General features: G+C 54.8%; 24 protein-coding genes. 13 read left to right on the plus strand and 11 right to left on the minus strand.

The annotated features are described in order from the left end of the window. Positions 1-142: 142 nt before the first annotated feature. From RGU70_RS08880 to RGU70_RS08900, 5 genes are all read left to right on the plus strand, one after another. Positions 143-664 carry an Lrp/AsnC family transcriptional regulator gene (locus RGU70_RS08880; RefSeq protein WP_322209040.1) on the plus strand — a complete coding sequence of 174 codons (522 nt, stop codon included), beginning with the start codon at positions 143-145 and terminating at the stop codon, positions 662-664. Between the two features lie 434 nt (positions 665-1,098). Next, positions 1,099-2,361, plus strand: a complete 1,263-nt coding sequence (locus RGU70_RS08885; RefSeq protein ID WP_322209041.1) for an MFS transporter — start codon at positions 1,099-1,101, stop codon at positions 2,359-2,361. A gap of 128 nt (positions 2,362-2,489) precedes the next feature. Then, positions 2,490-3,161 (plus strand): glutathione S-transferase, encoded by a 672-nt coding sequence (locus RGU70_RS08890; protein WP_322209042.1) that lies wholly within the window; start codon positions 2,490-2,492, stop codon positions 3,159-3,161. Positions 3,162-3,248: 87 nt separating this feature from the next. Next, the gene (locus RGU70_RS08895; RefSeq protein ID WP_322209043.1) at positions 3,249-4,580 is read left to right on the plus strand and encodes a hemolysin family protein; all 1,332 of its coding nucleotides are present in this window, start codon (positions 3,249-3,251) and stop codon (positions 4,578-4,580) included. A 112-nt stretch (positions 4,581-4,692) separates the two neighbouring features. Beyond that, positions 4,693-5,637 (plus strand): hypothetical protein, encoded by a 945-nt coding sequence (locus tag RGU70_RS08900; protein ID WP_322209044.1) that lies wholly within the window; start codon positions 4,693-4,695, stop codon positions 5,635-5,637. Positions 5,638-5,900: 263 nt separating this feature from the next. Here the strand turns inward: RGU70_RS08900 and RGU70_RS08905 are convergent, their stop codons facing one another. Continuing rightward, complete coding sequence (locus RGU70_RS08905; RefSeq protein WP_322209045.1) at positions 5,901-7,262, minus strand: DEAD/DEAH box helicase; 1,362 nt, start codon at positions 7,260-7,262, stop codon at positions 5,901-5,903. Positions 7,263-7,515: 253 nt separating this feature from the next. Between RGU70_RS08905 and RGU70_RS08910 the strand changes: the two genes are divergently transcribed. Further along, a complete protein-coding gene (locus RGU70_RS08910) occupies positions 7,516-7,812 on the plus strand; it encodes a 2Fe-2S iron-sulfur cluster-binding protein (RefSeq protein ID WP_416186494.1) in 297 nt (98 codons plus the stop codon). Between the two features lie 367 nt (positions 7,813-8,179). Here the strand turns inward: RGU70_RS08910 and RGU70_RS08915 are convergent, their stop codons facing one another. Both RGU70_RS08915 and RGU70_RS08920 read right to left on the minus strand, forming a co-directional pair. Further along, positions 8,180-8,941: an alpha/beta fold hydrolase gene (locus RGU70_RS08915; protein WP_322209046.1), complete on the minus strand. Its 762-nt coding sequence runs from the start codon at positions 8,939-8,941 to the stop codon at positions 8,180-8,182. A gap of 39 nt (positions 8,942-8,980) precedes the next feature. Continuing rightward, entirely contained in the window at positions 8,981-9,778 is a 798-nt protein-coding gene (locus RGU70_RS08920; RefSeq protein ID WP_322209047.1) for an inositol monophosphatase family protein, read from the minus strand. Positions 9,779-9,953: 175 nt separating this feature from the next. On the opposite strand from RGU70_RS08920, the gene RGU70_RS08925 reads away from it, so the two are divergent. After that, positions 9,954-10,730, plus strand: coding sequence for an RNA methyltransferase (locus RGU70_RS08925; RefSeq protein ID WP_322209048.1), 777 nt, complete (start codon positions 9,954-9,956; stop codon positions 10,728-10,730). Between the two features lie 5 nt (positions 10,731-10,735). Beyond that, entirely contained in the window at positions 10,736-11,452 is a 717-nt protein-coding gene (locus RGU70_RS08930) for a pseudouridine synthase (protein ID WP_322210745.1), read from the plus strand. 18 nt (positions 11,453-11,470) lie between these two features. On the opposite strand, the gene hslO is transcribed toward RGU70_RS08930, so the two are convergent. From hslO to RGU70_RS08965, 7 genes are all read right to left on the minus strand, one after another. Further along, the gene (gene hslO, locus RGU70_RS08935; protein WP_322209049.1) at positions 11,471-12,406 is read right to left on the minus strand and encodes an Hsp33 family molecular chaperone HslO; all 936 of its coding nucleotides are present in this window, start codon (positions 12,404-12,406) and stop codon (positions 11,471-11,473) included. Between the two features lie 5 nt (positions 12,407-12,411). Beyond that, positions 12,412-12,936 (minus strand): gamma carbonic anhydrase family protein, encoded by a 525-nt coding sequence (locus RGU70_RS08940; RefSeq protein WP_322209050.1) that lies wholly within the window; start codon positions 12,934-12,936, stop codon positions 12,412-12,414. A gap of 84 nt (positions 12,937-13,020) precedes the next feature. Then, on the minus strand, positions 13,021-13,965 hold the full coding sequence (locus RGU70_RS08945; RefSeq protein ID WP_322209051.1) for an esterase/lipase family protein: 945 nt from the start codon (positions 13,963-13,965) through the stop codon (positions 13,021-13,023). Between the two features lie 290 nt (positions 13,966-14,255). Beyond that, positions 14,256-14,729 carry an RDD family protein gene (locus RGU70_RS08950; protein WP_416186495.1) on the minus strand — a complete coding sequence of 158 codons (474 nt, stop codon included), beginning with the start codon at positions 14,727-14,729 and terminating at the stop codon, positions 14,256-14,258. Positions 14,730-14,783: 54 nt separating this feature from the next. After that, on the minus strand, positions 14,784-15,338 hold the full coding sequence (locus tag RGU70_RS08955; protein WP_322209053.1) for a DUF3106 domain-containing protein: 555 nt from the start codon (positions 15,336-15,338) through the stop codon (positions 14,784-14,786). Positions 15,339-15,442: 104 nt separating this feature from the next. Further along, positions 15,443-15,868: a DUF3619 family protein gene (locus tag RGU70_RS08960; RefSeq protein WP_322209054.1), complete on the minus strand. Its 426-nt coding sequence runs from the start codon at positions 15,866-15,868 to the stop codon at positions 15,443-15,445. Next, positions 15,865-16,437 (minus strand): RNA polymerase sigma factor, encoded by a 573-nt coding sequence (locus tag RGU70_RS08965; protein ID WP_322209055.1) that lies wholly within the window; start codon positions 16,435-16,437, stop codon positions 15,865-15,867. Before RGU70_RS08965 ends, RGU70_RS08960 begins: the two co-directional genes overlap by 4 nt. 534 nt (positions 16,438-16,971) lie before the next feature. On the opposite strand from RGU70_RS08965, the gene RGU70_RS08970 reads away from it, so the two are divergent. From RGU70_RS08970 to pssA, 5 genes are all read left to right on the plus strand, one after another. Further along, entirely contained in the window at positions 16,972-18,699 is a 1,728-nt protein-coding gene (locus RGU70_RS08970; protein WP_322209056.1) for an acetolactate synthase 3 catalytic subunit, read from the plus strand. A gap of 2 nt (positions 18,700-18,701) precedes the next feature. Further along, the gene (gene ilvN, locus RGU70_RS08975; RefSeq protein WP_322209057.1) at positions 18,702-19,193 is read left to right on the plus strand and encodes an acetolactate synthase small subunit; all 492 of its coding nucleotides are present in this window, start codon (positions 18,702-18,704) and stop codon (positions 19,191-19,193) included. Between the two features lie 130 nt (positions 19,194-19,323). Further along, positions 19,324-20,340, plus strand: a complete 1,017-nt coding sequence (ilvC, locus tag RGU70_RS08980; RefSeq protein WP_322209058.1) for a ketol-acid reductoisomerase — start codon at positions 19,324-19,326, stop codon at positions 20,338-20,340. 590 nt (positions 20,341-20,930) lie between these two features. Further along, a complete protein-coding gene (locus RGU70_RS08985) occupies positions 20,931-21,635 on the plus strand; it encodes an SIMPL domain-containing protein (protein WP_322209059.1) in 705 nt (234 codons plus the stop codon). A 166-nt stretch (positions 21,636-21,801) separates the two neighbouring features. Continuing rightward, entirely contained in the window at positions 21,802-22,695 is an 894-nt protein-coding gene (pssA, locus tag RGU70_RS08990) for a CDP-diacylglycerol--serine O-phosphatidyltransferase (RefSeq protein WP_322209060.1), read from the plus strand. 196 nt (positions 22,696-22,891) lie between these two features. On the opposite strand, the gene RGU70_RS08995 is transcribed toward pssA, so the two are convergent. Beyond that, the gene (locus tag RGU70_RS08995) at positions 22,892-25,078 is read right to left on the minus strand and encodes an EAL domain-containing protein (RefSeq protein ID WP_322209061.1); all 2,187 of its coding nucleotides are present in this window, start codon (positions 25,076-25,078) and stop codon (positions 22,892-22,894) included. Between the last annotated feature and the right edge of the window lie 131 nt (positions 25,079-25,209).

Raw genomic sequence — 25,209 nt, forward strand, 5'->3', positions numbered from 1 at the left:
TGGAGGGCTTGATAGTGATGAATGTTGTGTTAGCCCGGACTGCAAGTTTATTGCGTAAATAGCGCAAAAAGTGATTGTTATTTGAGTGTGCATCAATATAGTATGCATAAATAATTCAGTTTTATTCTAATTTAAGAATGTTATGACCACAATTACAGTCGATCGCTTCGATCTGGCGCTTCTCAATGAATTGCAGAAGGACGGCCACATTACCAATAGCGCCCTGGGGCAGAAGGTTCACCTGTCTACTTCGCAAGTCAGCCGGCGTGTGCAACGTCTGGAGGAAGCGCATGTCATTGAGCGGTATACCGCCGTATTGGATGCCGCAGTGGTCGGTCTGGGTGTGACTGCCTTTACGCATGTGACACTGGATCGCCAGGGCGAAAAGCGCGGCCTTGCCTTTGAACGCGAAATAGAAACGATGTCCGAGGTGCTGGAATGTTTTTCCGTGACGGGGGAGGCGGATTACATTCTGCGCATCGTCGCGCCCGATCTGGCCTCGTTTTCAGAATTCATGATGACCAAGCTGGTCAGGCTGGCTGGGGTAACGAATGTCAAATCGAACATTACGCTGAAAAAAATCAAGCAGTCGCATGTGTTGCCGCTGGACCATGTCATGCAGCCAAAACAAAGCAAGCAGAAGATCCGTTTTTCGCATTCGTAACACCCCCCTCAAAGAAAAACAGGCGGCGCACCCGCGTCGTGCATTCAGTCTTTCAGCGAGGGGTTCTCGTTGTACCCACCTCAGGAGACTGGATCATGAAAACAATAATACAAACAAGCGTACGCGTCGCAACGGCAATGTTGGCTCTGGCGAGCCTGACGGGCTGTTTTCGAATGGATTGGTTCAGTTCTGCTGAAGATGTCCTGGGCTATTTTTGGTAAAGGTCTGATTGCAGCCATTTAAAATCAATGGCAATTCCTGCTCTATCTACACGGCGCCCGCCCCCAGCTTTTTGCCAGGAGGTCGGCGCCGTTGCTCTGTGTGCTAAGGCGGCGATCGCGGGCATTTCAAAGAACTTGTCCTCCTCCTGAACGGTTTTCCTTATCTGGTTAAACTAGCCGACTAATTAACTTCGTAATGAGACGATACGCATCATGGAATCTGCGACCAATTCGGTGCTTGACCTGTCCGCCCCCGCTCTTATTTCAACGACGCTCCCCAAAGACCCTGCCACGCCTGAAAAAACCGGTTTCCGCATACTCGCTGCGATTAGCGTGTCGCATTTTCTGAACGATATGATCCAGTCGCTGCTGCTGGCGATTTATCCCTTGCTCAAAGGGGATTTTCATTTGAGTTTTGCGCAGATCGGGCTGATTACGCTGACCTTCCAGGTCACCGCTTCCCTGCTGCAACCGGTGGTGGGTTCCTATACCGACAAACATCCGAAGCCCTATTCGCTGGCCATCGGCATGGGCGCGACCTTGTGCGGCTTGCTGCTGCTGTCGGTGGCGCCGAATTTTTTGACGATTTTGCTGGCGGCCGCCTTAGTCGGTACCGGTTCTTCGATCTTCCATCCTGAAGCGTCGCGGGTGGCGCGCATGGCTTCCGGTGGTCGTCACGGACTGGCGCAATCCTTGTTTCAGGTGGGCGGCAATGCCGGCAGTTCGATGGGGCCGCTGCTGGCTGCCTGGGTCATTCTGCCGGGCGGACAGGCCAGCATTGCCTGGTTCTCGCTGGCGGCTTTGCTGGCGATTCTGATTTTGCGTCAGGTCGGTCACTGGTATGCGCATCAGCAATCGCTGGGGAAAACCAAGTCCATCAGAAAACCCGTGGGGCATGTCGAATTGCCGCGCAATAAGGTGATTTTTACGGTGGGCATTTTGCTGGTGCTGATTTTCTCCAAGTACTTTTACATGGCCAGCCTGTCGAGTTACTTCACGTTTTATCTGATCAGCAAATTCCAGTTGTCGGTGCAGGATGCGCAGTTCCATTTGTTCCTGTTCCTGTTCGCGGTAGCGGCAGGTACGGTGGTGGGCGGTCCGATAGGCGACCGCATCGGTCGCAAGCTGGTGATCTGGATTTCGATCCTCGGCGTTGCGCCGTTTACCCTGATGCTGCCGTACGCCGATCTGTTCTGGACCAGCGTCCTGACGGTCATCATCGGTCTGGTGCTGGCCTCGGCTTTTTCCGCGATTCTGGTGTACGCGCAAGAATTGATTCCGGGTAAAGTCGGGATGGTTTCAGGGCTGTTCTTCGGCTTTGCCTTCGGCATGGGGGGAATTGGCGCGGCATTGCTGGGGAAACTGGCCGATATGACCAGTATTGGCTATGTCTATCAGGTGTGCTCTTTCCTGCCGCTGATTGGTTTGCTGGCAGCGTTTCTGCCCAATTTCAACAAACTGCGGCACGCAGCCTGAACCAGGAAGCGGGTATTGCCGGGCGCTTCGCCATGAGGCGGCCGGCAATATCGGACTAGTCTGTTACAGTGGGTGGAGGAATGGCGCTGCTTTGCAGGCCGATTGTTTCATCTAAAGGCGACAGGATCATGATTACGGTTCACCACTTAAATAATTCGCGCTCGCAGCGCGTGCTCTGGCTGCTGGAAGAGCTGGGGCTGGAATACGACATCCGGCACTATCAACGTGATCCGGTCACTATGTTGGCTCCTGAGTCCTTGCGCAAAATCCATCCATTGGGAAAATCTCCCGTCATCACCGATGGCGATCTGACGATTGCCGAGTCGGGAGCCATCATCGAGTATCTGGTCGAGCGCTACGGACAGGGGCGGCTGGCCCCTGCGGTCGGTACGCCGGAGCGCTTGCGTTATACCTATTGGCTGCATTATGCGGAAGGTTCCGCCATGCCTCTGCTGGTGCTTAAATTAATTTTCGGGCGCTTGGGAAAACCACCGATGCCGGCGTTGATTCGTCCGATTGCCGGTCTGATCGGCAAGGGATTGCAGGATCGTTTTATTGATCCGCAACTGGCGCGGCATAGGGATTATCTGGAAGCGGAATTGGGTCACACGGGCTGGTTTGCCGGCGCGGATTTTAGTGCGGCCGATATCCAGATGAGTTTTCCTATTGAAGCCATGCACGCCCGTGGCGGCGCCGATGCGCGTTACCCCCATTTGCAGGAATTTCTGACCCGCATCCACGCTCGTCCGGCCTATGTGCGCGCGTTACAACGTGGGGGACCCTACGAATTAGGACGTTAATCGTTGCTGTGCCCCAAGTCTTCACCGCGAGCCTTCACCGCCAGCTGTAACCAACGGGTTCCGTTGGTTCGATAGAGAAAGACAGGAATGAGTTTTTTTGCCAGTGTGTTCGTTATTTTTTTACTGCTGTTATTCAGCGCATTTCTTTCGTGCGCGGAAATTTCTTTAGCGGCTTCACGCAAAATCCAGCTCGATATGCTGGCCAAGGCGGGAGTGCAAGACGCGGTCAAAGTACTGGCCTTGCAGGCATTGCCGGGAAATTTCTTTACGGTCGTGCAAATCGGTTTGAATGCCGTAGCGATTCTCGGCGGGGTGGTGGGCGAACCGGCGCTGACGCCGCATCTGCAGGCAGCAATAGGCTGGCTGTATCAGGGGCCCTGGCTGGAAAATATTGCGTTTTCTTGTTCGTTCATTCTGGTGACCTCGGTGTTCATTCTGTTTGCCGATCTGATCCCGAAACGGCTGGCCATGTCGTCGCCGGAGCGGCTGGCGGTGCTGCTCGTGCGGCCCATGCTATTTTTTGTGGTGCTGTTCAAGCCCCTGATATGGGTATTCAACGGTTTGTGCAAATTGATCTTCAGCCTGTTCGGTTTGCCACAGGCACGCCTCGATACGATCACGCCGCATGAGATTCACGCCATGGTGGACGCTGGCGCGCAAGCGGGTGTGCTGCTGGACCAGGAACACCATCTGATCGAAAACGTCTTTGAGCTGGAATCGCGCTATGCGCCGTCGGCCATGACGCCGCGCGATAGCATCGTCGCATTTTTTCTGACCGACGATGAGGCGCAGATCCGTCAGAAAATTGTCGATTATCCCTATTCGCGCTTTTTGGTGTGTGAGGAGAATATCGACGAGATACGCGGCTACATCGATACCAAGGATGTGTTGAAACGCTTGTTGCGTGGCGAACATTTCAGCTTGCTCGACAAGGGGCTGATGCACATTCCGCTAACGATTCCCGATAGTTTGAATTTGTGGGAAGTGCTGGAACGCATGAAAACCATCGATGAGGATTTCGCCGTGGTGGTCAATGAATATGCGCTGGTGGTGGGCATTATCACGATTACCGACGTCACCAATGTGTTGATGGGCAATCTCTTGAATATCGCCGTGGAAGAGCAGCAAATCGTTAAACGCGATGCGCATTCATGGCTGATGGATGGGGCAACGCCGCTGGCCGATGTGATGCACGCGCTCGATCTGACGGCATTCCCCAATCCCCTCGGTTATGAAACCCTGGCCGGATTCATCATGTACAAGCTACGCAGGATTCCCAAAAAAGCCGATTTTGCGACGCACGAGGATTTCAAATTTGAAGTGGTCGATATCGAGGGGCATCGTATTAATCAACTACTGGTTACCCGCATTAGTGGGGGCAGTGCCGTGGAGAGTATTGCTGCGAAATTATTGGGGTAGTACCAGTCTTATTAATTCATAGGAATCACTCGGGTTCTTTGAATTCTATTTTCTGTTTCTATAAAGCGTGGGTCATCTCCATTAGATTTAAGAATTTAATGGAGGTAGCGCCATGTTTCATTTCAATGCCGGTTTGCCTGTTTTATCCACATCATCTTCTATTACAACGCCTTACGGACTGGCTAATTTTCGCAGCTGGTCGGTCTATGTGCCGGATGGGCTTGAGCAGGAATTATCCCGACGCACAGGGGCGGTGGAGCATGCCATGCTCAATGCGTTGGCAACCTATTGGGGATGCAACGTGAGCATCAGTGGCTTCGAGGGTATGCCAGCAACAGTCAGCAACCCTTATCTGAGCGGCAGTCTTCAGCCTAATTCTGTAGAAATGCGTTTTGTGCGGCTTCCCGCGCCTCAGCATTGGCGTAGCGAGCAGCCGTATTTAATGTATCTGGATATCGATGAGGCCGCTCTCGGTCACCGGACCGCTGTGGTGCAGTTTCCGGCCGATCCGGCAGCGCGTAATCAGGAAATTTTTTATCGGAATCCAGCGTTCTATCAGGCGATTTCCGCCGCCAACATCATCGTCCGAAAATGGGATATCCGAACCTTGGATCAAACCACCTGCATTGCCGAGCTGAGGCAGGCGCTGACCTTGATTCTGGGCTTCGATTCGAATGAATTTCCAACATTGGCGGAGGCGCTAGCTGCGCACTTGCCGGGGACGAATCAGGCGCGCCAGGAGCAAGCTGTGCAACCTGCGCCAACCGATTTGCGATTGCGAGAAAACAAGCGAAGAATCAGTCAGGTGGAGGGCCCCGCAAGTTCGTCTGCCGGTCCGAGAGACAACCGCTTGCAGCATTCTGTCGCAGGCAATGCCACTCCTACGCCCAGCTCAAGCATGCAAAATCCAGGGGATGAGGCTTATGATGAATCTTTTCTTGCCGAATCATTGGCAAACCCTTCCATGGGCGCTGTGCAACGCTGGTTACAGGATAACCAGAAGATGTTGGAGCGCAATCCAGATACCTTTGATGAGGATGCCAGGCGGGGTCATTAAAGTAGGCTAATTAAAGTAGGCTAATTAAAGTAGGCTAATTAAAGTAGGCTAATTAAAGTGAGCGAATTAAAGTAGGCTAATTAAAGTGGGCTTAATTAAAGCCAGCTCATTTTATCGGGCTGATTTCGCTCCTAACGAAAAACCCTCTGACAATCCGGCGATAGGCCGTTTTGTTCAGAGGGTTTTTTCATGCAAAGCAATCTTGCTTAGTGCGGTTGTCGTGACATTGTGGATGAGGCGATGTCAGGCGCTGGAGCCGATAATTAGCGTCCGCGTCCGCCAGAGCGATGCGTCGGGCCTGCTGGCCGGGCAGCCGGTCCGCGTCCACCTGGTTTGGCAGGGCCAGTATTGGGCCTTGGCGCACCTGCCGGTTTATTGCCGGAACCTGCATTGCGATTGCCACCGCCGCCGCCGCTACGGCCATTGCCACCACGTCCGCCGCCGCCTGCGCTACGCAGTTGAATCGGTTCGGCTTTCGCATTTGGATCCGGTTCGAAACCGGCGATCACTTCGACCGGGATTTCGCGCTTGATGAAACGTTCGATATCGCGCAACAGCATGTGTTCGTCGACGCAGACCAGCGAGACTGCTTCGCCAGTCGCGCCAGCGCGGCCGGTACGGCCGATACGATGGACGTAATCTTCAGCGACGTTCGGCAAATCGTAGTTGACGACGTGTGGCAACTGGTCGATGTCGATACCGCGCGCGGCGATATCGGTAGCAATCAGGGTTTGCAGCTTGCCGTCCTTGAATTCGGCCAGCGCCCGGGTGCGTGCTGCCTGGCTCTTGTTACCGTGAATCGCCATGGCGCTGATGCCATCTTGTTCCAGTTGTTCCACCAGCTTGTTCGCGCCGTGCTTGGTGCGGGTAAACACCAGCGTTTGCTTCCAGCCGTTAGTCTTGATCAGATGCGACAACAGGGGATGCTTGGCATTGCGATCGACCGGATGGATTTTTTGCGAAATCACTTCCACGGTAGAGTTGCGACGCGCTACTTCGATCATGGCTGGGGCATTCAGCAGGCTATCGGCCAGCGTCTTGATTTCGTCCGAGAACGTCGCGGAGAACAGCAGGTTCTGACGTTTCTTCGGCAGGGCGGCCAGCACCTTGCGGATGTCGCGAATGAAACCCATGTCCAGCATGCGGTCGGCTTCGTCCAGGATCAGGATTTCGACGTGTTGCAGATCGACGGTATTTTGTTGCATGTGATCGAGCAGGCGGCCAGGGGTGGCGACCAGCACATCAATGCCTTGCTTGAGGATGCGGATTTGCGGGTTGATACCGACGCCGCCGAAAATGCAGGTGGAAGTCAGTTGAACGTATTTGCCGTAGAGGCGCACGCTTTCTTCGACTTGTGCCGCGAGTTCGCGTGTCGGGGTCAGGATCAGCGCGCGGATCGGGGTGTGGCCGTTGATCTTGGCGCGGGGATTGGCCATCAGGCGTTGCAGCATCGGCAGCGTGAAACCGGCTGTTTTACCAGTACCGGTTTGCGCGCCGGCCAGCAGATCGCCGCCGGCCAGTACTGCGGGAATGGCTTGCGCCTGAATAGGGGTAGGGACGGTATAACCTTGTTCGGTAACGGCACGAACGAGTTCCTCAGACAAGCCGAGAGCAGAAAATGACATAGTGGTGGTGTAGGGTAAAAATTATCGGCCTGTCGCCGTAAAAGGCGCCAGTCGCAGGCAAACGGGATTGGGAGGTCGGGAGACAGCGGTCGTTGACTGGAACATGAACCGCACGGTGGGCAGTATAACAGCCCGTTCCGCATTGCAGCTAAAAATCTCACGATGTGGTAACTGAGGGCCTTTTGCACCGCTTGGGCAGGTAGACTGTTTGTCATCGAGCACTGCAACAAACGATCCCGGAGGACGCTTCTCATTGAGTACCAAAACTTACCGCGTGACGCTGGCCGCGCAGGAATGGCATTTTGAGGTATCGACAGAGACGACTTTGCTATCGGCTGCGGCGGCGGCCGGTGTGATATTGCCCAGTTCTTGCCGCAATGGTACCTGCCGTACTTGCCTGTGCCGCTTGCAGCAAGGGCGCGTAAGTTACGGTATCGAATGGCCGGGATTAAGCCGGGAAGAAAAAGAGGAGGGCTGGATTTTGCCCTGTGTCGCGCAGGCAGAGTCCGATCTGGTGATTGAGGCACCGGCTGCGCTGCGCAGCCAGTAGGACTGACGCAAAAGGTCACTGCCGTTGTTGCATCGCCTTGCCGTGCCACCGCACTGTCTGCGGCAATGCGCCTGGCCCGCGACCTCGTGCGTCAGTCCTACTGGCTACGCTGCGGATCCGATAGGACTTCCGCAAAAGGCCACTGGCGTTGTTGCATCGCCTTGCCGTGCCACCGCCACTGTCTGCGGCAATGCGCCTAGCCAGCGACCTCGTGCGTCAGTCCTACTGGCTACGCTGCGGATCCGATAGGACTTCCGCGAAAGGCCGTTGGCGTTGTTGCATCGCCTTGCCATTTGCACTGTATGCGGCAATACGCCTGGCCAGCGGCCTTTTGGGGAATTCCTAATTATGCAATTGAGGACGGGATTTATGCGCGTGCGCGCTGTTCCAGCAGGAAGGCCGTTACCAGTGGCAATACCAGATCGCTGCGCATCAGGCCGGCGAAATGACTGACGCCGGGTAGCGAGGCAAATTGCCCTTGCGCCAGACTGGAAGCAAAACGCTGCACCGCTTCGTGACGGGCATCGGCATCGCCGCAATAGAGCAGGCAAGGCATGTCCATTCCGCTTAATAGCGCTTCCATGGAGGGACGTGAGTGTTGCGCGGCCGCCGCCAGCGCCTGCAAATCGTTGGCGCGGACCAGCATCTTGACGGGTTCGCTCAGCGCTTCGTCGAGGACGGCTTCGAACGCGGTAATGAAGGCATCGGCGTCACGACCGTCGATGCCGAGAAAGTGATCCCACTGCGTATCGGCATAGGGGTGGGCCGCGCCCAGCACCATTGATCTCAGACGCTGCGGCGCGGACTGCGCCAGACCGTAACCGATCCAGCCACCCATCGAATAACCGAAGAAATGCGTGCGCTCAATACCCAGCGCATCGAGCACCGCCAGGACATCGGCGACGCGTTCAGCTTGGGTATACGAGGCGGGGTCGTGTGGTTTGTCGCTGAGACCATGGCCGCGTGCATCGGGCATGATCAGCTGAAAATGTTTCTGTAACGCTGCGGTGAAGCCGAAGTGCTGCCAGGCACCGCTGCTGCTGGTAAAGCCGTGTTGCAGCAACAGTGGCGGCCCTTCCCCCAGCACCTGGTAGTGCAGACGACAACCACGGTGCAGGACGTAGGGCATGGCGGCTCAGTGAGTCAGTGGCAAGTCAGTTGCGGGTGTTCAGGCGAACTGAGAGAGCAGATTGACCTGTTGCGAAAAAATCTTCGGGTTACCGGCCAGCACATCGCCCTTGTACAGGTAGTCGGATTCACCGGTGAAATCGCCGATGAGACCGCCGGCTTCCGTTACCAGCAAGGAGCCGGCAGCGATATCCCACGGTTTCAAGCCTTTTTCGAAGAAGCCATCCAGACGGCCTGCTGCGACATAGGCCAGGTCCAGTGCGGCAGAACCGGGGCGGCGCAGACCGGCGCAACTTTCGGTCATGAGACGGAACATTTTCAGGTATTGCTCAAGGTCGTCGTCGGCACGGAAGGGAAAACCGGTGCCGATCAGGCCATCGGCGATTTTGTCGCGCTTGCTGACGCGGATGCGCTTGTCGTTCAGGTAGGCGCCGGCACCCTTGGAGGCGGTAAACAAATCGTTGCGGGTAGGGTCGTAAATCACGGCTTGGGTGATCTGGCCGCGCTGTTGCAGGGCGATAGAGACGCAGTATTGCGGGAAGCCGTGAATGAAATTGGTGGTGCCGTCCAGCGGGTCGATGATCCAGACATTGTCGTTGTCATCGTGCAGGTTGTCGGACGCGCCGGACTCTTCGGCCAGGATGGCGTGGTCAGGGTAGGCCGAGTGCAGGATGTCGATGATGGCTTCTTCGGCCGCTTTGTCGACTTCGGTTACGAAGTCATTGTGTTGTTTTTTTGTGACTTTCAACAGGCCAACGTCGAATGACGCCCGGCTGATGACGCTAGCGCCACGGCGCGCTGCTTTAATTGCCGTGTTGAGCATTGGAGAGTTAATCATGCCGATGGCTTCCGTTAAAATGATGCCTTCACCAGCGGCTAAGCCGCAGGCAACCTGCATACAAGGCGTTAATGAGCAATACCACCAGGAGTGCCAGGAGCGTTGATTGCGCCGAAAACGGCGATCAATCACGACGGGCAGAACTGATTTCCGGTGGCGAAGCCCTCTATTTTAAATGAACCTGCACAAATCCGATAATCCGATTTTTCAGCGCCTGCGTTTCGTGCTGGTCAATACCAGCCGGCCGGGCAATATCGGCGCCGCCGCCCGCGCCATGAAAACCATGGGTTTCAGCGAGCTGGTGCTGGTCAATCCACGCTTTCCCGATCCGGCCAATGAGCCCGAAGCCGTCGCTTTCGCCAGCGGCGCGCTTGATATCTTGCAGTCGGCGCGCATCGTTGGCAGCGTCGAAGAGGCGCTGGAGGGCTGCAATTTTGCGGCGGCGGTCAGCGCCCGTCTGCGGGAATTTTCCCCGCCTATCGTTGCGCCGCGCGCGCTGGCGGCGCAGCTGGCGGGAGATGCCGCTTTGCATGCGGCGTTTTTGTTCGGCAACGAGCGTTTCGGCCTGCCTAACGAGGCAGTGCAGAAATGCAATGTGCTGATCAATATTCCCGCTAATCCGGCGTACTCGTCGCTCAATCTGGCGCAGGCGGTGCAGGTATTGGCGTATGAATGCCGTACCGCGACGCCAGCCACGCCGGTGCTGGCACCCAGCGGTGCCGAGATCGGATTCCAGGGGATGAACGCCGATGTGACCCAGATTGACGGTATGTTCGCGCATCTGGAACAGGCACTGGTGGCGATTGAGTTCCTCGATCCCGAAAGCCCTAAAAAATTGATGCCGCGCCTGAAACGCCTGTTTTCACGGACGCAGCTGGAAACCGAGGAAGTCAATATCCTGCGCGGGATCGCCCGCCAGATATTGGCCCTCAAAAATAAGGCAACACAATGAGTAAACTGAGTCTGCTGAGTCTGGACCGCATTCTGCAATCGCAAGGTTTTGGCACCCGCAAATATTGCCGGGGATTGATTGAAGACGGCGAGGTCGCCATTGCCGGTGAGGTGGTAACCGACTACAAAAGCGCGATCGATACCGAGGGCTTGGTGTTTACGCTGTTCGATGAGGAGTGGACTTACCACGAGCATGTTTATATCGCGCTGAACAAACCGGCCAATATCGAATGCTCACGCAAGCCTAGTCACCATCCCGGCGTGTTGTCGATTTTGCCGGAGCAATTCACCTGGCGCGAAGTGCAACCGGTGGGACGGCTCGATCATGACACTACGGGTTTTTTGCTGATGTCGGATGACGGCGCGTTCATCCATGCGCAATCGTCGCCGAAGCGCCATGTGCCGAAACTGTATGTGGCGACCACGCAGGAAGAGGTCAGTGATGAATTGATCGCACTGTTGCTGGGCGGGGTGCAGTTGCACGATGAGCCGACGCCGCTGGCGGCGCTGAGCTGCCGTCGTTTGGGCTCACATCAGATTGAGATCGTGCTGGAGCAGGGCAAATACCATCAGGTCAAGCGCATGCTGGCAGCGGCGGGTAATCATTGCTGCGCACTTGAGCGTACGGCTATCGGTAGCCTGACGCTGGTCGGGCTGGGTCTGGAAGAGGGCGAGTGGTGTTATCTGGATGCGGCGCAGCGGGCCTTGCTGGCTCCCGCCTGAAATAGCGGGGCCGGGCTGCTAGTGAAGAATGGTGCTGCTACCGGCAATGCCTTCCGGCAGCGCGGCGGCATCGGCAAACAGCTGGGCGCAATCGACTTTGTCGAACTCGTAATGCTGCCGGCAAAATTCGCAATCGATACTGAGATGACCGAGTTCGGCAATCGCTGAATCGATTTCATCTTGTCCCAGCATACGCAGCATGTCGCCGACTTTTTCGCGTGAGCAGGTGCAATAGAACTCGGGATGCAGGGGGTCGAACACGCGCACCGTCTCTTCCCAGAACAAGCGGTGCAGCAGGGTAGCAATATCGGTGCTCAGCAATTCCTCTTCGCGCAGAGTGTCGCCCAGCAGTGCGAGGCGATTCCAGCTGTCTGCTTCGTCGACGGGGGCGTCCTTGCCGCCGTTGGCCGGCAGTTTTTGCAGCAGCAGTCCGCGCGAGACATTGCCGTCGGCCGCCAGCCAGAGCTTGGTATCGAGCTGCTCGGAGCGCAGCATGTAGTTTTCGATGACCTCGGCCACCGTTTCTCCATCGAGCGGCACGATGCCCTGATAGGCTTGCTGGCCCGGCATTTTATCTTTGGGGTCGAGCGTGATGACGAAGCGTCCTTTGCCATGCTGATTGACCAGCTGCGGCAAGCTGGCATCAGCAGCGATGTCTGCGGCAACGGTATCTTCGGATAATTTGGCCGTAGCGCGCATGCGCAGATCGGCGTCGCATTCGACCACCAGCAGCCGCACCGGCCCGTCGCCATGGATTTGCATCACGATCACGCCATTGAATTTGATGTTGGCGGAGAGCAGCGCCGCGGCCGACATCATTTCCCCTAGCATTTTGCGTACGGCGTGCGGGTACTCGTGGTGGGCTTGCACCTGTTGCCAGGTGTGTACCAGCTCGACCAGTTCGCCGCGTACGGGAGCCTGATCGAACATGAATTTTTGCAGGGTGTCTTTCACTCTATTTATCCGATTCGTTGCAGATTTTTTTTGAACAGCTGGCCGCGTGCGACGTAGCTGGCCGCGCTTTTCGCCAGACCGGCAATCTCGTCTTCCGTCAGCGTACGCACCGCTTTAGCGGGCGCGCCGATGATGAGCGAATTGTCGGGAAATTCTTTGCCTTCTGTGACCAGTGCGCCAGCGCCGACCAGTGAATTCTTGCCGATGCGCGCACCGTTCAGAATCACGGCCTGAATGCCGATCAGGGAGCCGTCGCCGATGGTGCAGCCGTGCAGCATGGCCTGATGTCCGATCGTGACATTGCTGCCGATGGTCAGCTTCATGCCTTCATCGGTGTGCAATACGGTGGATTCCTGGACATTGCTGTTATCGCCGATGTTGATCCAGTCGTTGTCGCCACGGATGGTGACGTTGGACCAAATGCTGACATTGGCGGCAATCCGCACCTGGCCGATGACTTCGGCGGACTCGGCGATATAGGCGGAGTCATGGATATCAGGGATGCGGTGTTCCAATTGATAAATAGGCATGATAGAAGCGGTCTCCTGGGTTTTTGTGAGTCTGATTCAGGCCTGTTGTGTGGGCAGGACTGAAGGTACGTTCAGGCGATGAGTTCAGGGGCTGACTTCCCGGATTTTTTTTATGACCAGTGCCTGAATTTTCGGGTGCAGTGCTAACGCGACGTGACCGATCCCGCTGACACCTATATTCTGCGCGCCATCCAATAATGATGATCTTTGTGGCGAGATGATGTTGTCGTGGTGCGAATAGATCGAAACGGTCAGGGCGCGCATTTGCGGAGATTCCGATTCTGCCAGCATGCGTAACCATGGGCTACCGCCACCGTCTTTGATCGGTCCCACCCAGTTCATCTCACGGCAATTGATGCCATATCCTTTGTTTGCCAGGGTAGTGCCGTGATGCGGCGTGCCGAGGGTGATGATTCTGGCGATGCGTGCGCTGCCGTGGGCGCGCAGATAGGCGCGGGCGGCTAGTCCGCCCATGCTGTGGGCGACCAGCACGACGCGGGCTTGTCCGGTTTGTTGGCACAGACGTTCGACGGCCGCATGCACCAGCGGGGCGTAAGCATCGATGCTGCCGAACAGCGGCTCCATATCGAGTGCGCTGTGCGTGATGCCGGCTTTCTGGAAGGCCTTGCTCATCCAGTGCCAATAGCCGCTGTTACAGCCGTAGCCGTGGATCAGTAGCACCGGTAACGTGATGTTATCCGCGACAAGTTTTTCATCAAATCGCTTGAATGGCATGCCCCAGCAAGAGCAAAGCATGCTGGCATTGAACTCACCGAAGAAGAGGCGGGTGAACTGCATCCAGTTCAGATTCTGTGCCGCGACGTTCATGTCCCGCGTGGGCCAGGTCATGAAAAAATTATTGGCGACGATCATTGCGCGGCATACCCCCACCAGCCCGAGGCTCAGGATAAGGTTCCAGACAGCGGGCAAAGGGGTAGCGAACGGCCACAGGTGTGTCAGCAAGAGATAAAACATCATCAGCATGGCGAGCTGGACCAGGAACAAGGTTTTGGTGATACGAGCAATCATGCGCGAGCAATTTCTGTAGAGTCAGGGACGGGATTGTTTTTACATCGAAACGCGGGTGTTGCCAGGCCTGCTCAAAATAAATTTGTGCAAGGCATCTCTCTCAGAAAGTGTGCTTGCAAGGGGCATGGTCTGGCGGGTAGCGGGCCCATTGGCGATATCGTGCAATGAAACCAATGCGTTTACTGCGGACGGTTCGCTTCAGCGAACGCCTGCCTGATGCTCTCAATCGTAAATTCATTGTAAAAAGACGCTGCGCAACATGGCCGAATCTTACAAGAATACGCCAATTATCAGACTTTAGCGGGAGGGGCTACTTTAGCAGATTGTGGCGATACATCGATCAGACGGGTTCCTGCCACGATGTCATGAAGGAATTGACGTTGTGGATTGGCAAATACCGACAGTGCCCACAACAGCAGATTGAATGTGGGTATGCCGACCAGCATCCACCCTTTTGCATCGAGCGCCCAGGCCAGCACCAGCCCTGGCAAGAACCAGCCCCACGATAACAAATAGCGGGTTGTGGCCCGGAACAGGTTGACCCGGCCGCCGGTTTCATCCACCAGCCGGATACGCCAGGTTTTCATGGCCAGTGTCTGACCGCCATGACACCAGAACCAGAGAAAATAAACTGCAAGAACCAGGAATAGCCACATGCCCAGTGCATGACGTAAATTCAGTGCGTGTCTTTGCTGAAAAATCGTGGAAAACAGCATTCCTGCAATAAAAAGCACGCCAAATAACAGCATGGATTCATACAGCATGCTGCTCAGTCGGCGGCGGAGGGAGGGGGCTAGGAGCGTATCCAACTTGGCAGACTATTTTTCTGTCTGCAACGGCTGCGTTGACGGTGATGCACTGGCCTGGCTCAGATCCGGTTCCGGCGTGAGTTGTATGGCACGGGAGCTGCGGGAGGGCAGCGATGGTAAGCCAGCCGCATTTTTAGGGAGTTTCGACTCCGAAAATTTCCTTTTTTGCTCTTCTGACAGTTGCAGGTATTCTTTCCACTGAGTATTTTTTTGCTCTGCATCCAGCTTTTGTGCGCGTGAGTAGTTTTCTCGCACGGCCTTGCGTTGTCCCGGTGTCAGTTTCAGCCACTCGCGCATGCGTTCCTGTACGCGCTGTTGATCGGTCGTCGTCATGCTGGCATAGCGATTGCCGATAACCAGCCATTTTTCTTTACGGCTTGATTCGATTTTGTCCCATTCGGCAGCCAGTGGGGCCAAGCCTTGTTTTTGAGCTGGCGTTAGTTCAGACCAGGCTGGCTTGGTAGCTTCGATTTTCTTGGCTTGCTTGGCGATCGGCAATCCCGCCGTTGTGCCATGCGCTTGCACGGCAGGCGCGGTCTGTGCAGCGACAATACAGGTTGTCATGCATACGACGATCACCGGCAATAGTGCAACGCGCACGCAGCGGCTTGTCGCAAATGCTTGACGCAGTGCGAGAAGTGGCCAGGAAGTGGGTGCGCGGTTCATTATTATTCGGCTTGTTTTGACAGGTAGGCGCTGAATCCATGATCCAGATAAGCGGACAAAGGCAGCTCATCGGTCAATACGCCGGTATCGATTTCAGCAAGCGCTGCGATCCGCTGCTGGTGTTCATGCTCATACAGACCGACAAACAATAAAATGCCCGCCAGCAAGGGGGCTGCAACGCCGAAGCGTTTCATCCAGGAAAATAAGTCAAAGTATTGCGATTGAAATGAACCCATGGTGCCGCTACCCAATGCATTAGCTTGCATTTGCACGGCAACAACGCGAACAGGAGAATCGGCTCTTTTCTTTGAAATCGCAATTTTGCGCGACGAAGCCAGACGTTCGGTGACCGACGTCGGTAAATTATCAAGGTTGGCGTCCAGCGCGTGACGTACGCGGTACGCGAACTGAATTTGTTGGTTTTTCATAAGCTGATTCCTTTGGCTCGCAGGGCTGTTGCCAAGGCATGCGTTGCTCTAGAGCAATGTGTTTTGACGCTGCCTTCGGAGCACCCCATTGCGGTGGCGGTCTCCGCGACATCCATGTCCTGCCAATAACGCATCAAAAAGGCTTCCCGTTGACGTGTCGGCAGTTTTTGTATTTCTTTATCGATCATGTTGAGCGTCTGCTCGCGTTCTACCTTGGTAGCGCTCGATTCGGCTGCTTGTGAGCCTTCTTCAGACTCATAGGCTTCGAGCAAATCGAATTCGTCCTGGTCATCATTGTTTCGCCCACCCATGCTGGAAAACAGCGTGACCCAGGTGTTGCGGACTTTCTCTCTGCGAAAAAAGTCATGAATGGTGTTTTGGAGGATGCGCTGAAACAGCGGCGGCAGCTCGGCTACCGTCTTGTGCCCGTATTTTTCAGCCAGTTTGATCATGGCGTCCTGGACAATATCCAGCGCTACTTCGTCTTTTCGCACCGCATAGACGGCCTGCTTGAAAGCACGCCGTTCTACATTTTCGAGGAAATCTGATAATTCTTTGTCAGTTGCCATGCAATACGTCGCAGCGTGTGATCGCGCGGCAGAGAATAAGTGGGGGGAGGTGACCTGAACTCTCTGACTGGATTTTCATCCCGACGGGTATCTTGATCTGTGCGCATGCTAGCAAAAAACCCCAACTTTGTGTAAAAGTTTGTCAAAAATGCGTGTTTGATCTTGATTTATAAGGATTTTTTACTAAATTAACTTGACCTTGAGGGTGGTCAGAGATTACCGTTACGTTCCGCCTCAGATCTGGGGCGGAAATTAGGCCTGCAGTTGCAACACACAAGTTTGCTGCTGTTCAGGCCACGCTGATAACAAAGCTGTTTGTTCTAACCCGCGCCAAAAGCGCGAGAAGTCAGTAGCGCACCGCATTACATTCAGGCTGAACGAGTCGCGTTGAGCGGCATTTCAAACCTCACTACGGTTGAGGCTCAGAAATGGCGTGACCGCACAAAGAAGGGATGCCGGAAGGATGCTGTGCACTGTGGTTTCGCCAGGCGAGAGCATCCGATCAATCTCCTATGGATCTTGAAAGGAAGTAGCATGAATGCAGAAACCAGTACTCCCATCAGCGGCGCAGAAATCCTCGTCCGTTGTCTCGTCGAAGAAGGTGTTGAGCACGTCTTCGGCTATCCCGGCGGCTCGGTATTGTATATATACGACGCAATCGGCAAGCAGGACAAATTCCAGCATATTCTCGTTCGTCATGAGCAGGCCGCCGTTCACGCTGCCGATGCTTATTCGCGCAGTTCCGACAAGATCGGCGTCGCGCTGGTAACTTCCGGTCCGGGCGTGACCAATGCGGTAACAGGATTGGCAACCGCCTACATGGACTCGATCCCGATGGTGGTCATTTCGGGACAGGTGCCGTCCGGCGCGATCGGACAGGATGCGTTCCAGGAATGCGATACCGTCGGCATCACCCGCCCCTGCGTCAAACACAATTTTCTGGTCAAAGACGTCAAGGACCTGGCGGCGACCATCAAAAAAGCGTTCTACATTGCCAAAACCGGCCGTCCCGGCCCGGTCTTAGTCGATATCCCCAAAGACATCACGATGCACACCTGCGTTTTCGAGTATCCGAAAACCATTGAGCTGCGTTCCTACAAGCCGGTAGATAAAGGCCATTCAGGGCAAATCCGCAAAGCATTGCAATTGCTGCTGAGCGCCGAGCGGCCGATGATCTACACCGGCGGCGGCGTGATCCTGGCGCATGCCGCGCCGGAACTCAATCAACTCGTGGATCGTTTGGGATTCCCTTGCACCAACACGTTGATGGGTTTGGGCGGCTATCGCTCGTCGAGCGACAAATTCGTCGGCATGCCGGGCATGCACGGAACGTATGAAGCCAACATGGCGATGCAGAACAGCGATGTCCTCATTGCCATCGGTGCGCGCTTCGACGATCGCGTGATCGGCAATCCCAAACACTTTGCCAGCAATGCACGCAAGATCATTCATATCGACATCGACCCTTCGTCGATTTCCAAACGCGTCAAGGTCGATATTCCTATCGTCGGCAACGTCAAGGATGTGCTACAGGAATTACTGGCGCAACTGGATGCGAGCGCAGCCAAGCCGAATACCGTTGCTCTCGCCTCCTGGTGGGAGCAAATCAATCAATGGCGCGGGCGCGAATGCCTGAAATTTGCTCTTTCAGATACCGTGATCAAGCCGCAAGCAGTGGTGCAGAAAGTATGGGAAGTAACCGGAGGCGACGCCTTCATTACCTCCGATGTGGGCCAGCATCAGATGTGGGCAGCGCAGTATTACAACTTCGACAAACCGCGCCGCTGGATCAACTCAGGCGGCCTGGGCACCATGGGTGTCGGCCTGCCGTATGCGATGGGGGTGCAAAAAGCCAACCCCGGCGCGACGGTCGCCTGCATTACCGGTGAAGCGTCGATCCAGATGTGCATCCAGGAACTGGCAACCTGCAAGCAATACCACCTGACGCCGAAAATCGTTCTGCTGAACAACCGTTTCCTCGGCATGGTGCGTCAGTGGCAGCAAATTGATTACGGTTCGCGCTATTCCGAATCGTATATGGACTCGCTGCCCGATTTCACCAAACTGGTTGAGGCTTATGGTCACGTCGGGATGAAGATCGAAAACCCAGCCGATATCGATGGTGCCGTCAGAGAGGCGTTTGCCATGAAGGACAAGCTGGTGTTCATGAACTTCATCACCGATCAAACCGAGAACGTCTGGCCGATGGTCAAGGCGGGCAAAGGCCTCACTGAAATGCTCTTGGGTTCGGAGGATCTGTAACCATGCGCCATATTATTTCTGTACTGCTGGAAAACGAAGCGGGCGCCTTGTCGCGTGTAGTTGGCCTGTTTTCCGCCCGTGGTTACAACATTGAAACTTTGACGGTTGCACCAACCGAAGATCCGACCCTGTCCCGCATGACCATCATGACCAGCGGTTCGGACGACGTGATTGAACAAATTACCAAGCACTTGAATCGCCTGATCGAGGTGGTCAAAGTGGTTGATCTCACCGAGGGCGCGCATATCGAGCGTGAACTGATGCTGATCAAGGTCCGTGCAGTCGGCAAGGAGCGCGAAGAAATAAAGCGGACGGCAGATATTTTCCGTGGCCGTATTATTGATGTGACGGAAAAAACCTACACCATCGAATTGACCGGTAACAAAAGCAAGATGGATGCTTTTATCGATTCGATTGAACGTAGCGCCATCCTGGAAACGGTTCGTACCGGCAGTTCCGGCATAGGCCGTGGCGAACGCATACTCAAGGTATGAGGTAACGGTGCCTGCAAGGCAGCGCCGGCACCGAACGCAACACCACTCAGGTAATACCGCTCAAGCAATGCTGATTTAAAAAACCATATAAACCAACAAATTTTTAAAATTATTTACTAAAGGAATCCTCATGAAAGTTTTTTACGATAAAGATAGCGACCTGTCCCTGATCAAAAATAAAAATGTCACGATCATCGGCTACGGCTCGCAAGGTCATGCCCACGCGCAAAATCTGAACGATTCCGGCGTCAAGGTCACGGTCGGTCTGCGTAAAGGTGGCGCTTCATGGGACAAGGCAAAGAACGCCGGTCTGAATGTGTCGGAAGTCAACGACGCTGTCAAAAACGCTGACATCATCATGATCCTGCTGCCCGATGAAAACATCGCTCAGGTCTATGCTGAAAACGTCGCTCCTTACGCCAAGCAAGGTGCCACACTAGCTTTCGCGCATGGTTTCAACGTCCATTACGGCCAGGTCACTCCGCGCGCCGACCTCGACGTCATCATGATTGCACCGAAAGCACCGGGCCATACCGTGCGCTCGACTTACACACAAGGCGGCGGCGTTCCTCACCTGATCGCTGTGTACCAGGATAAATCCGGTTCCGCACGCGATATCGCCTTGTCCTACGCCAGCGCCAACGGCGGCGGTCGTGCCGGCATTATCGAAACCAACTTCCGCGAAGAAACAGAAACTGACTTGTTCGGCGAACAAGCAGTGTTGTGCGGCGGTACTGTGGAACTGATCAAGGCCGGTTTTGAAACACTGGTTGAAGCTGGTTACGCACCGGAAATGGCGTATTTCGAATGCCTGCACGAATTGAAACTGATCGTCGATCTGATCTATGAAGGCGGCATTGCCAACATGAATTATTCGATTTCGAATAACGCCGAATACGGCGAATATGTGACCGGCCCGCGCATCATCAACGAAGAAAGCAAGCAAGTCATGCGCGATGTCCTCAAAGACATCCAGACTGGCGAATACGCGAAAAGCTTCATCCTGGAAAGCAAGGCTGGCGCACCAACATTGCTGTCCCGTCGTCGCATTACTGCAGAACACCAGATCGAAGTTGTGGGTGAAAAACTGCGGGCGATGATGCCATGGATCAAAGCCAACAAATTGGTCGACCAAACCAAGAACTAAAACCGGCTAGCGGCACCACCAGTCGGCATCATCTGGCTCACGCAAGCATGCGTGAGCCGCGCAGGACGGCGCAAAGCGCTGCTTTGCGAATTCCCGTCCGGCGTGCCATGGATCAAAGCCAACAAATTGGTTGATCAAACCAAGAACTAAAACCGGCTAGCGGCACGACCAGTCGGCATCATCTGGCTCACGCAAGCATGCGTGAGCCGCGCAGGACGGCGCAAAGCGGTGCTTTGCGAATTCCCGTCCGGCGTGCCATGGATCAAAGCCAACAAATTGGTCGACCAAACCAAGAACTAAAACCGGCTAGCGGCACCACCAGTCGGCATCATCTGGCTCACGCAAGCATGCGTGAGCCGCGCAGGACGGCGCAAAGCGGTGCTTTACGCATTTCTGTCTAACTCAGCAACCCACCGCAGTCCCACACAAGTTCCTGTTCTATTTCTGCTCGTTCAAGACGACGCCGTTGCGCGTTCCCTTCTCTTGCTTCACACTCAACGATTCATTCGATGTGCGCGGATTTCCGCACGCTGATATCAGGAGAGATTATGTTTTCATTTAAGTATTGTTTGCTTGCAGCAGGAATGGCAATGACCTTTAGCGCATCAGCGCAAAATCTGAGTTCGACGGGAAGCCTGATCGTGCTGCCCGCTACCGGCGAACTGACGTATGCGAACGATCAGGCGCAGGTCATTTTTTCTGTCGAAGAGCAGGATAAGGACAAAACGGTCGCGGCTTCACGCGTCAATCAGAAAATGAAGGCGGGTACGGAAGCCCTCAAGCGACTGGATCCGCAGGCATCGCTGAAAACCGTGGCGTATGCCACGTATGCGGTTTATGCGAACGAAACCGCCTCCACAGCAGGCAAGCCGCGTGTTGTCACCGGCTGGCGCGTTTCGCAATCGCTGCAAGTTACCAGCACCAACCTCGATGGTTTGCCTAAACTGACTGCTGCCGCTCAGACCGCACAGCTCACGCTCAACGGTGTGCAATTCGGCTTGAGTCCGGGCACCATCAAACGCCTGGATGCAGGGCTGATCGATGCCGTCTACCAAAAGTTAAACGAGCGGATTGCCGCACTGGCCAATGCCATGCGGCGTAGTCCTGCCGATGCTTCGCTGGAGACGCTGGACTTTGAAGGCTCCGGCAATTTCTCCAATAATGAAAGTGCCATGCCGAAAGCGATGATGATGCGTAGCGCTGCGCCAATGCAGGATGCCGTTGCGGAACCAAGCTTTGAGCGAGGCGAGACGACGCTCAACTTGCACGCCGTTGCCAAAATCCGCTTCAAGTAAGAACGATATGCCTGAGCCAGCGCTCTGCACGCGCTCAGGCTATTTTTAAAGGGATTCGAGGAGTTGCGGTTAAAATAGCCTGCACCAACCGTCATTCCCGATGCAGCTTCATTCTGATCTCCGCTTTGACAAGCCTCACCCTCTATCGCCCCACACGCTAAACAAAATGATCCCTTTTCGACCACGTAAAGCCAAACGAAACAAGTTGTCGCTGGCAAAAGCTTTACGCGCCGGCAAATCACAGCCCTACGTCAGCCCCGCCGAGGATGCAGAGACCGACGCCGATGAGTTAGTTCTGCGCAAGGTCAGACGGCGACGCGGGATTTATCTGTTGCCGAATGCCTTCACGACCGCTGCCTTGTTTTGCGGTTTTTATGCCATCGTGATGGCGATGAATCTGAAGTTCGACTATGCCTCCATTGCTATCTTTGTGGCGATGGTGCTCGATAGTCTCGATGGGCGCGTGGCACGCATGACCAACACCCAGAGCGAATTCGGTGCGCAATACGATAGCCTGTCCGACATGGTGTCGTTCGGTGCGGCACCGGCGCTGGTGGTCTACGAGTGGTCGCTGCGCGGCATGGGAAAACTAGGTTGGCTGGCCGCATTCGTGTATTGCGCCGGCGGTGCTTTGCGTCTGGCGCGTTTCAATACCAATATCGCCGTCGTCGACAAACGTTACTTCCAAGGCTTGCCTAGCCCGGCAGCAGCGGCGCTGGTCGCCGGTTTTGTCTGGCTGATGGATGACTTGCGTTTCGCCGGCACCGATCTGAGCTGGGTGTCCTGGATCATCACGCTGTATGCCGGGATCACCATGGTGACCAATGTGCCGTTTTACAGCTTCAAGGACATCAACTTCCGCAAGCCGGTACCGTTCATTGCCGCCTTGCTGCTGGTGCTGATGCTGGTAGCGATTACCAGCGATCCTTCCAAGGTATTGTTCAGCCTGTTCGTGCTGTATGGCCTATCGGGCTATGCGATCTATCTGTGGCGCCTGAGCAAAGGCCACCCGGTCAGCATCGTGCAAACCGAAACCGAGCACGACGAAAAAGAAGGTTAGTACCCCGCATGTGGTATCCGGCGAAGAAAGTATCCGCCGGATTGCCATGTTGAAAGCATTAAAGAGCCTCGGATTAAGCGTCGCGCAGTCGCTTAATCCGGGGCTCTTTAACTTCTCCCGAATTACTTCCCCACCAGACGCAGGAAACGATCGCCATGTTGCCTCCTGCGCGATCCTGTCCTTATGCTTGCGCAGATTATTCCTGCTTCAATGGCGCCGCTTCAGGGCGTCCGAAATAATATCCCTGGAACGCATCGCAGCCCATTTTTTTGAGCAGGGTTTGTTGTTCTGCGGTTTCAACGCCCTCGGCGATGACCGTTAATCCCATGCTGTGGCCAAGCGCCAGAATGCTGCGCACGATGGTTCTACTATTATCCTCTGTCATGAGCTCACGGACAAACGATTGGTCGATCTTGATTTGATCGATTGGCAGCCGTTTCAAATAGGCGAGCGAAGAAAAGCCAGTGCCAAAATCGTCGAGCGAAAAACTGATGCCCAGCGCTTTGATGCAATTCATTTTGACGATGATGTCTTCGACATTCTGAATCAGCATGCTCTCCGTCAGTTCCAGTTTGAGCAAGCGTGGATTGATGCCTGTTTTTTGCAGGGCATCCGTGACCGTGTTGACGAAGTTGGCTTGTGAAAATTGCAGCGCACTGACATTGATCGCCATCGTCCAGTGTGCCGTGGAGGCCCTCTTGCTCCAGGTGGCCAGCTGCGCGCAGGCGTTTTCCAGAACCCATTGTCCCAATGGCAGAATGATGCCGGTTTCTTCCGCCAGAGGAATGAAGTCGGCCGGCGACACCATCCCCCGTTTGGGATGATTCCAGCGCACCAGCGCTTCCGCGCCTACGGCTTTGCCATTGCAGTCGACCTGTATCTGATAATGCAGAATGAACTCGTTCATCGTGATGCCCGTGCGCAAGGCTTGTTCGAGTTCTGCGTACGTGGTTGCTGCCGCTTGCATCGCCGGATCAAAGAAACGCGCCGTATTGCGTCCGGCAGATTTTGCCTGGTGCATGGCGATGTGGGTCATTTTCATCAGCTCATCGACGGTTTTGCTGTCGCTATTGAGCAGCACGATGCCCATGCTCGCCGTGATTTCATAGGTGGAGAGATTGACTCGGTAGGGCTGTTTCAGCGCATCCAGTATTTTGACGGACATCACTTCTGCCTGCGTTGCCGTTTCAATCTGAGAGGTACTCAAATTTTCTAGCAGTATCAGGAATTTGTCTTCGCCCAGACTGCCGATATTGTCCGCCGTAACGCACGATTGCAGACGCACGGCGATTTGTTTTAACAGTATGTCGCCGGTAGAGCGGTCAAGCACATCAATGAGCCGCTTGAAATTATCGAGGTCAATATAAAGCAGCGCCGCATGCCGACCGCTCTGGGCTGAGTTCAGGATCGCCTGCGCCACACGGTCGAGCATGAATAATTGATTTGGCAGGCCGGTAGGGGCATCGTAAAAAGTAAGACGATGAATTTTTTCGGCGCTATCGCGTTGCTGGCTGATATCGCGCAGAAGACTGATATTGGTAACTTGTCCTTGCAGCAGTATCCGCGACATCGAGATGCTGAGTGGAAACAGGCTGCCATCCTTGCGCTGTCCTTCCACCTCGCCCCGTATGTCGACAACATGGGCGTCGTCAGCATCGTGGTCATGACGGAGATCATCGGTATGATCTTCATGAAATGCCGGCATTAACTGTGCAACATCGCCGCCTAAAATTTCCCCGCTCGTATATCCAAAAATCCTCGTAGCGGCGCGATTAAGCGATTTGATGATGCCGAGCTCGTCGGTGGTGATGATGCCATCGGCCACATTATCCAGAATCGTCTGCGTGTGTTCGACCGATTCCCGCAGCGCTGCCTGGGTTTCCAGCATGCGTTGTTCCGTTTGTTTGCGTCGGGTGATCTCGGTTCTGATGCTGACGTATTGCACGGGCTGGTTATCGTGATCCAGAAACGGGACAATCGTGGTGTCGACCCAGTAATAAGTACCATCCTTGGCTTTGTTTTTGATCTCGCCTTTCCAGATTTCGCCGGTGCGAATGGTTTCCCACAAATGTTGCATGAACTGTTTTGGATGGTGTCCGGAGTTGATGATCCTATGATCCTGCCCCAGCAATTCCTTACGGCTCCATTTTGAAATACTGCAAAATTTGTCATTAACGTAAGTGATATTTCCGTTCAGATCGGTAATGGCAACGATCGCATGCGCATCCAGAGCGGCTTTGAAACTTTCGAGTTCGCTGGTATGCCCTGGCGTGATATGTGCCGCCAGCGCTGAAAACGGTTCAACTTCGGAGGTGAGTCCGTCATCGGTATCGTCATCGAAACTGGCCGCCTGCTGCTGGGTAAGCGATGGGGGAATATACATTTTATTTTGGTTGTGACCGCAATGAAGGCGATGAGGTCGTTCGCCGCAGTACCGATAAAACAGATGATTTATTGGCGCACAAACAAAGACAGGAGGGGCATGGAGCACGGACGGCACATCTTGACTGGTGC

This window comes from Herbaspirillum sp. RTI4 (genome assembly GCF_034313965.1).
In the GTDB taxonomy this organism is placed as follows: domain Bacteria; phylum Pseudomonadota; class Gammaproteobacteria; order Burkholderiales; family Burkholderiaceae_D; genus Herbaspirillum.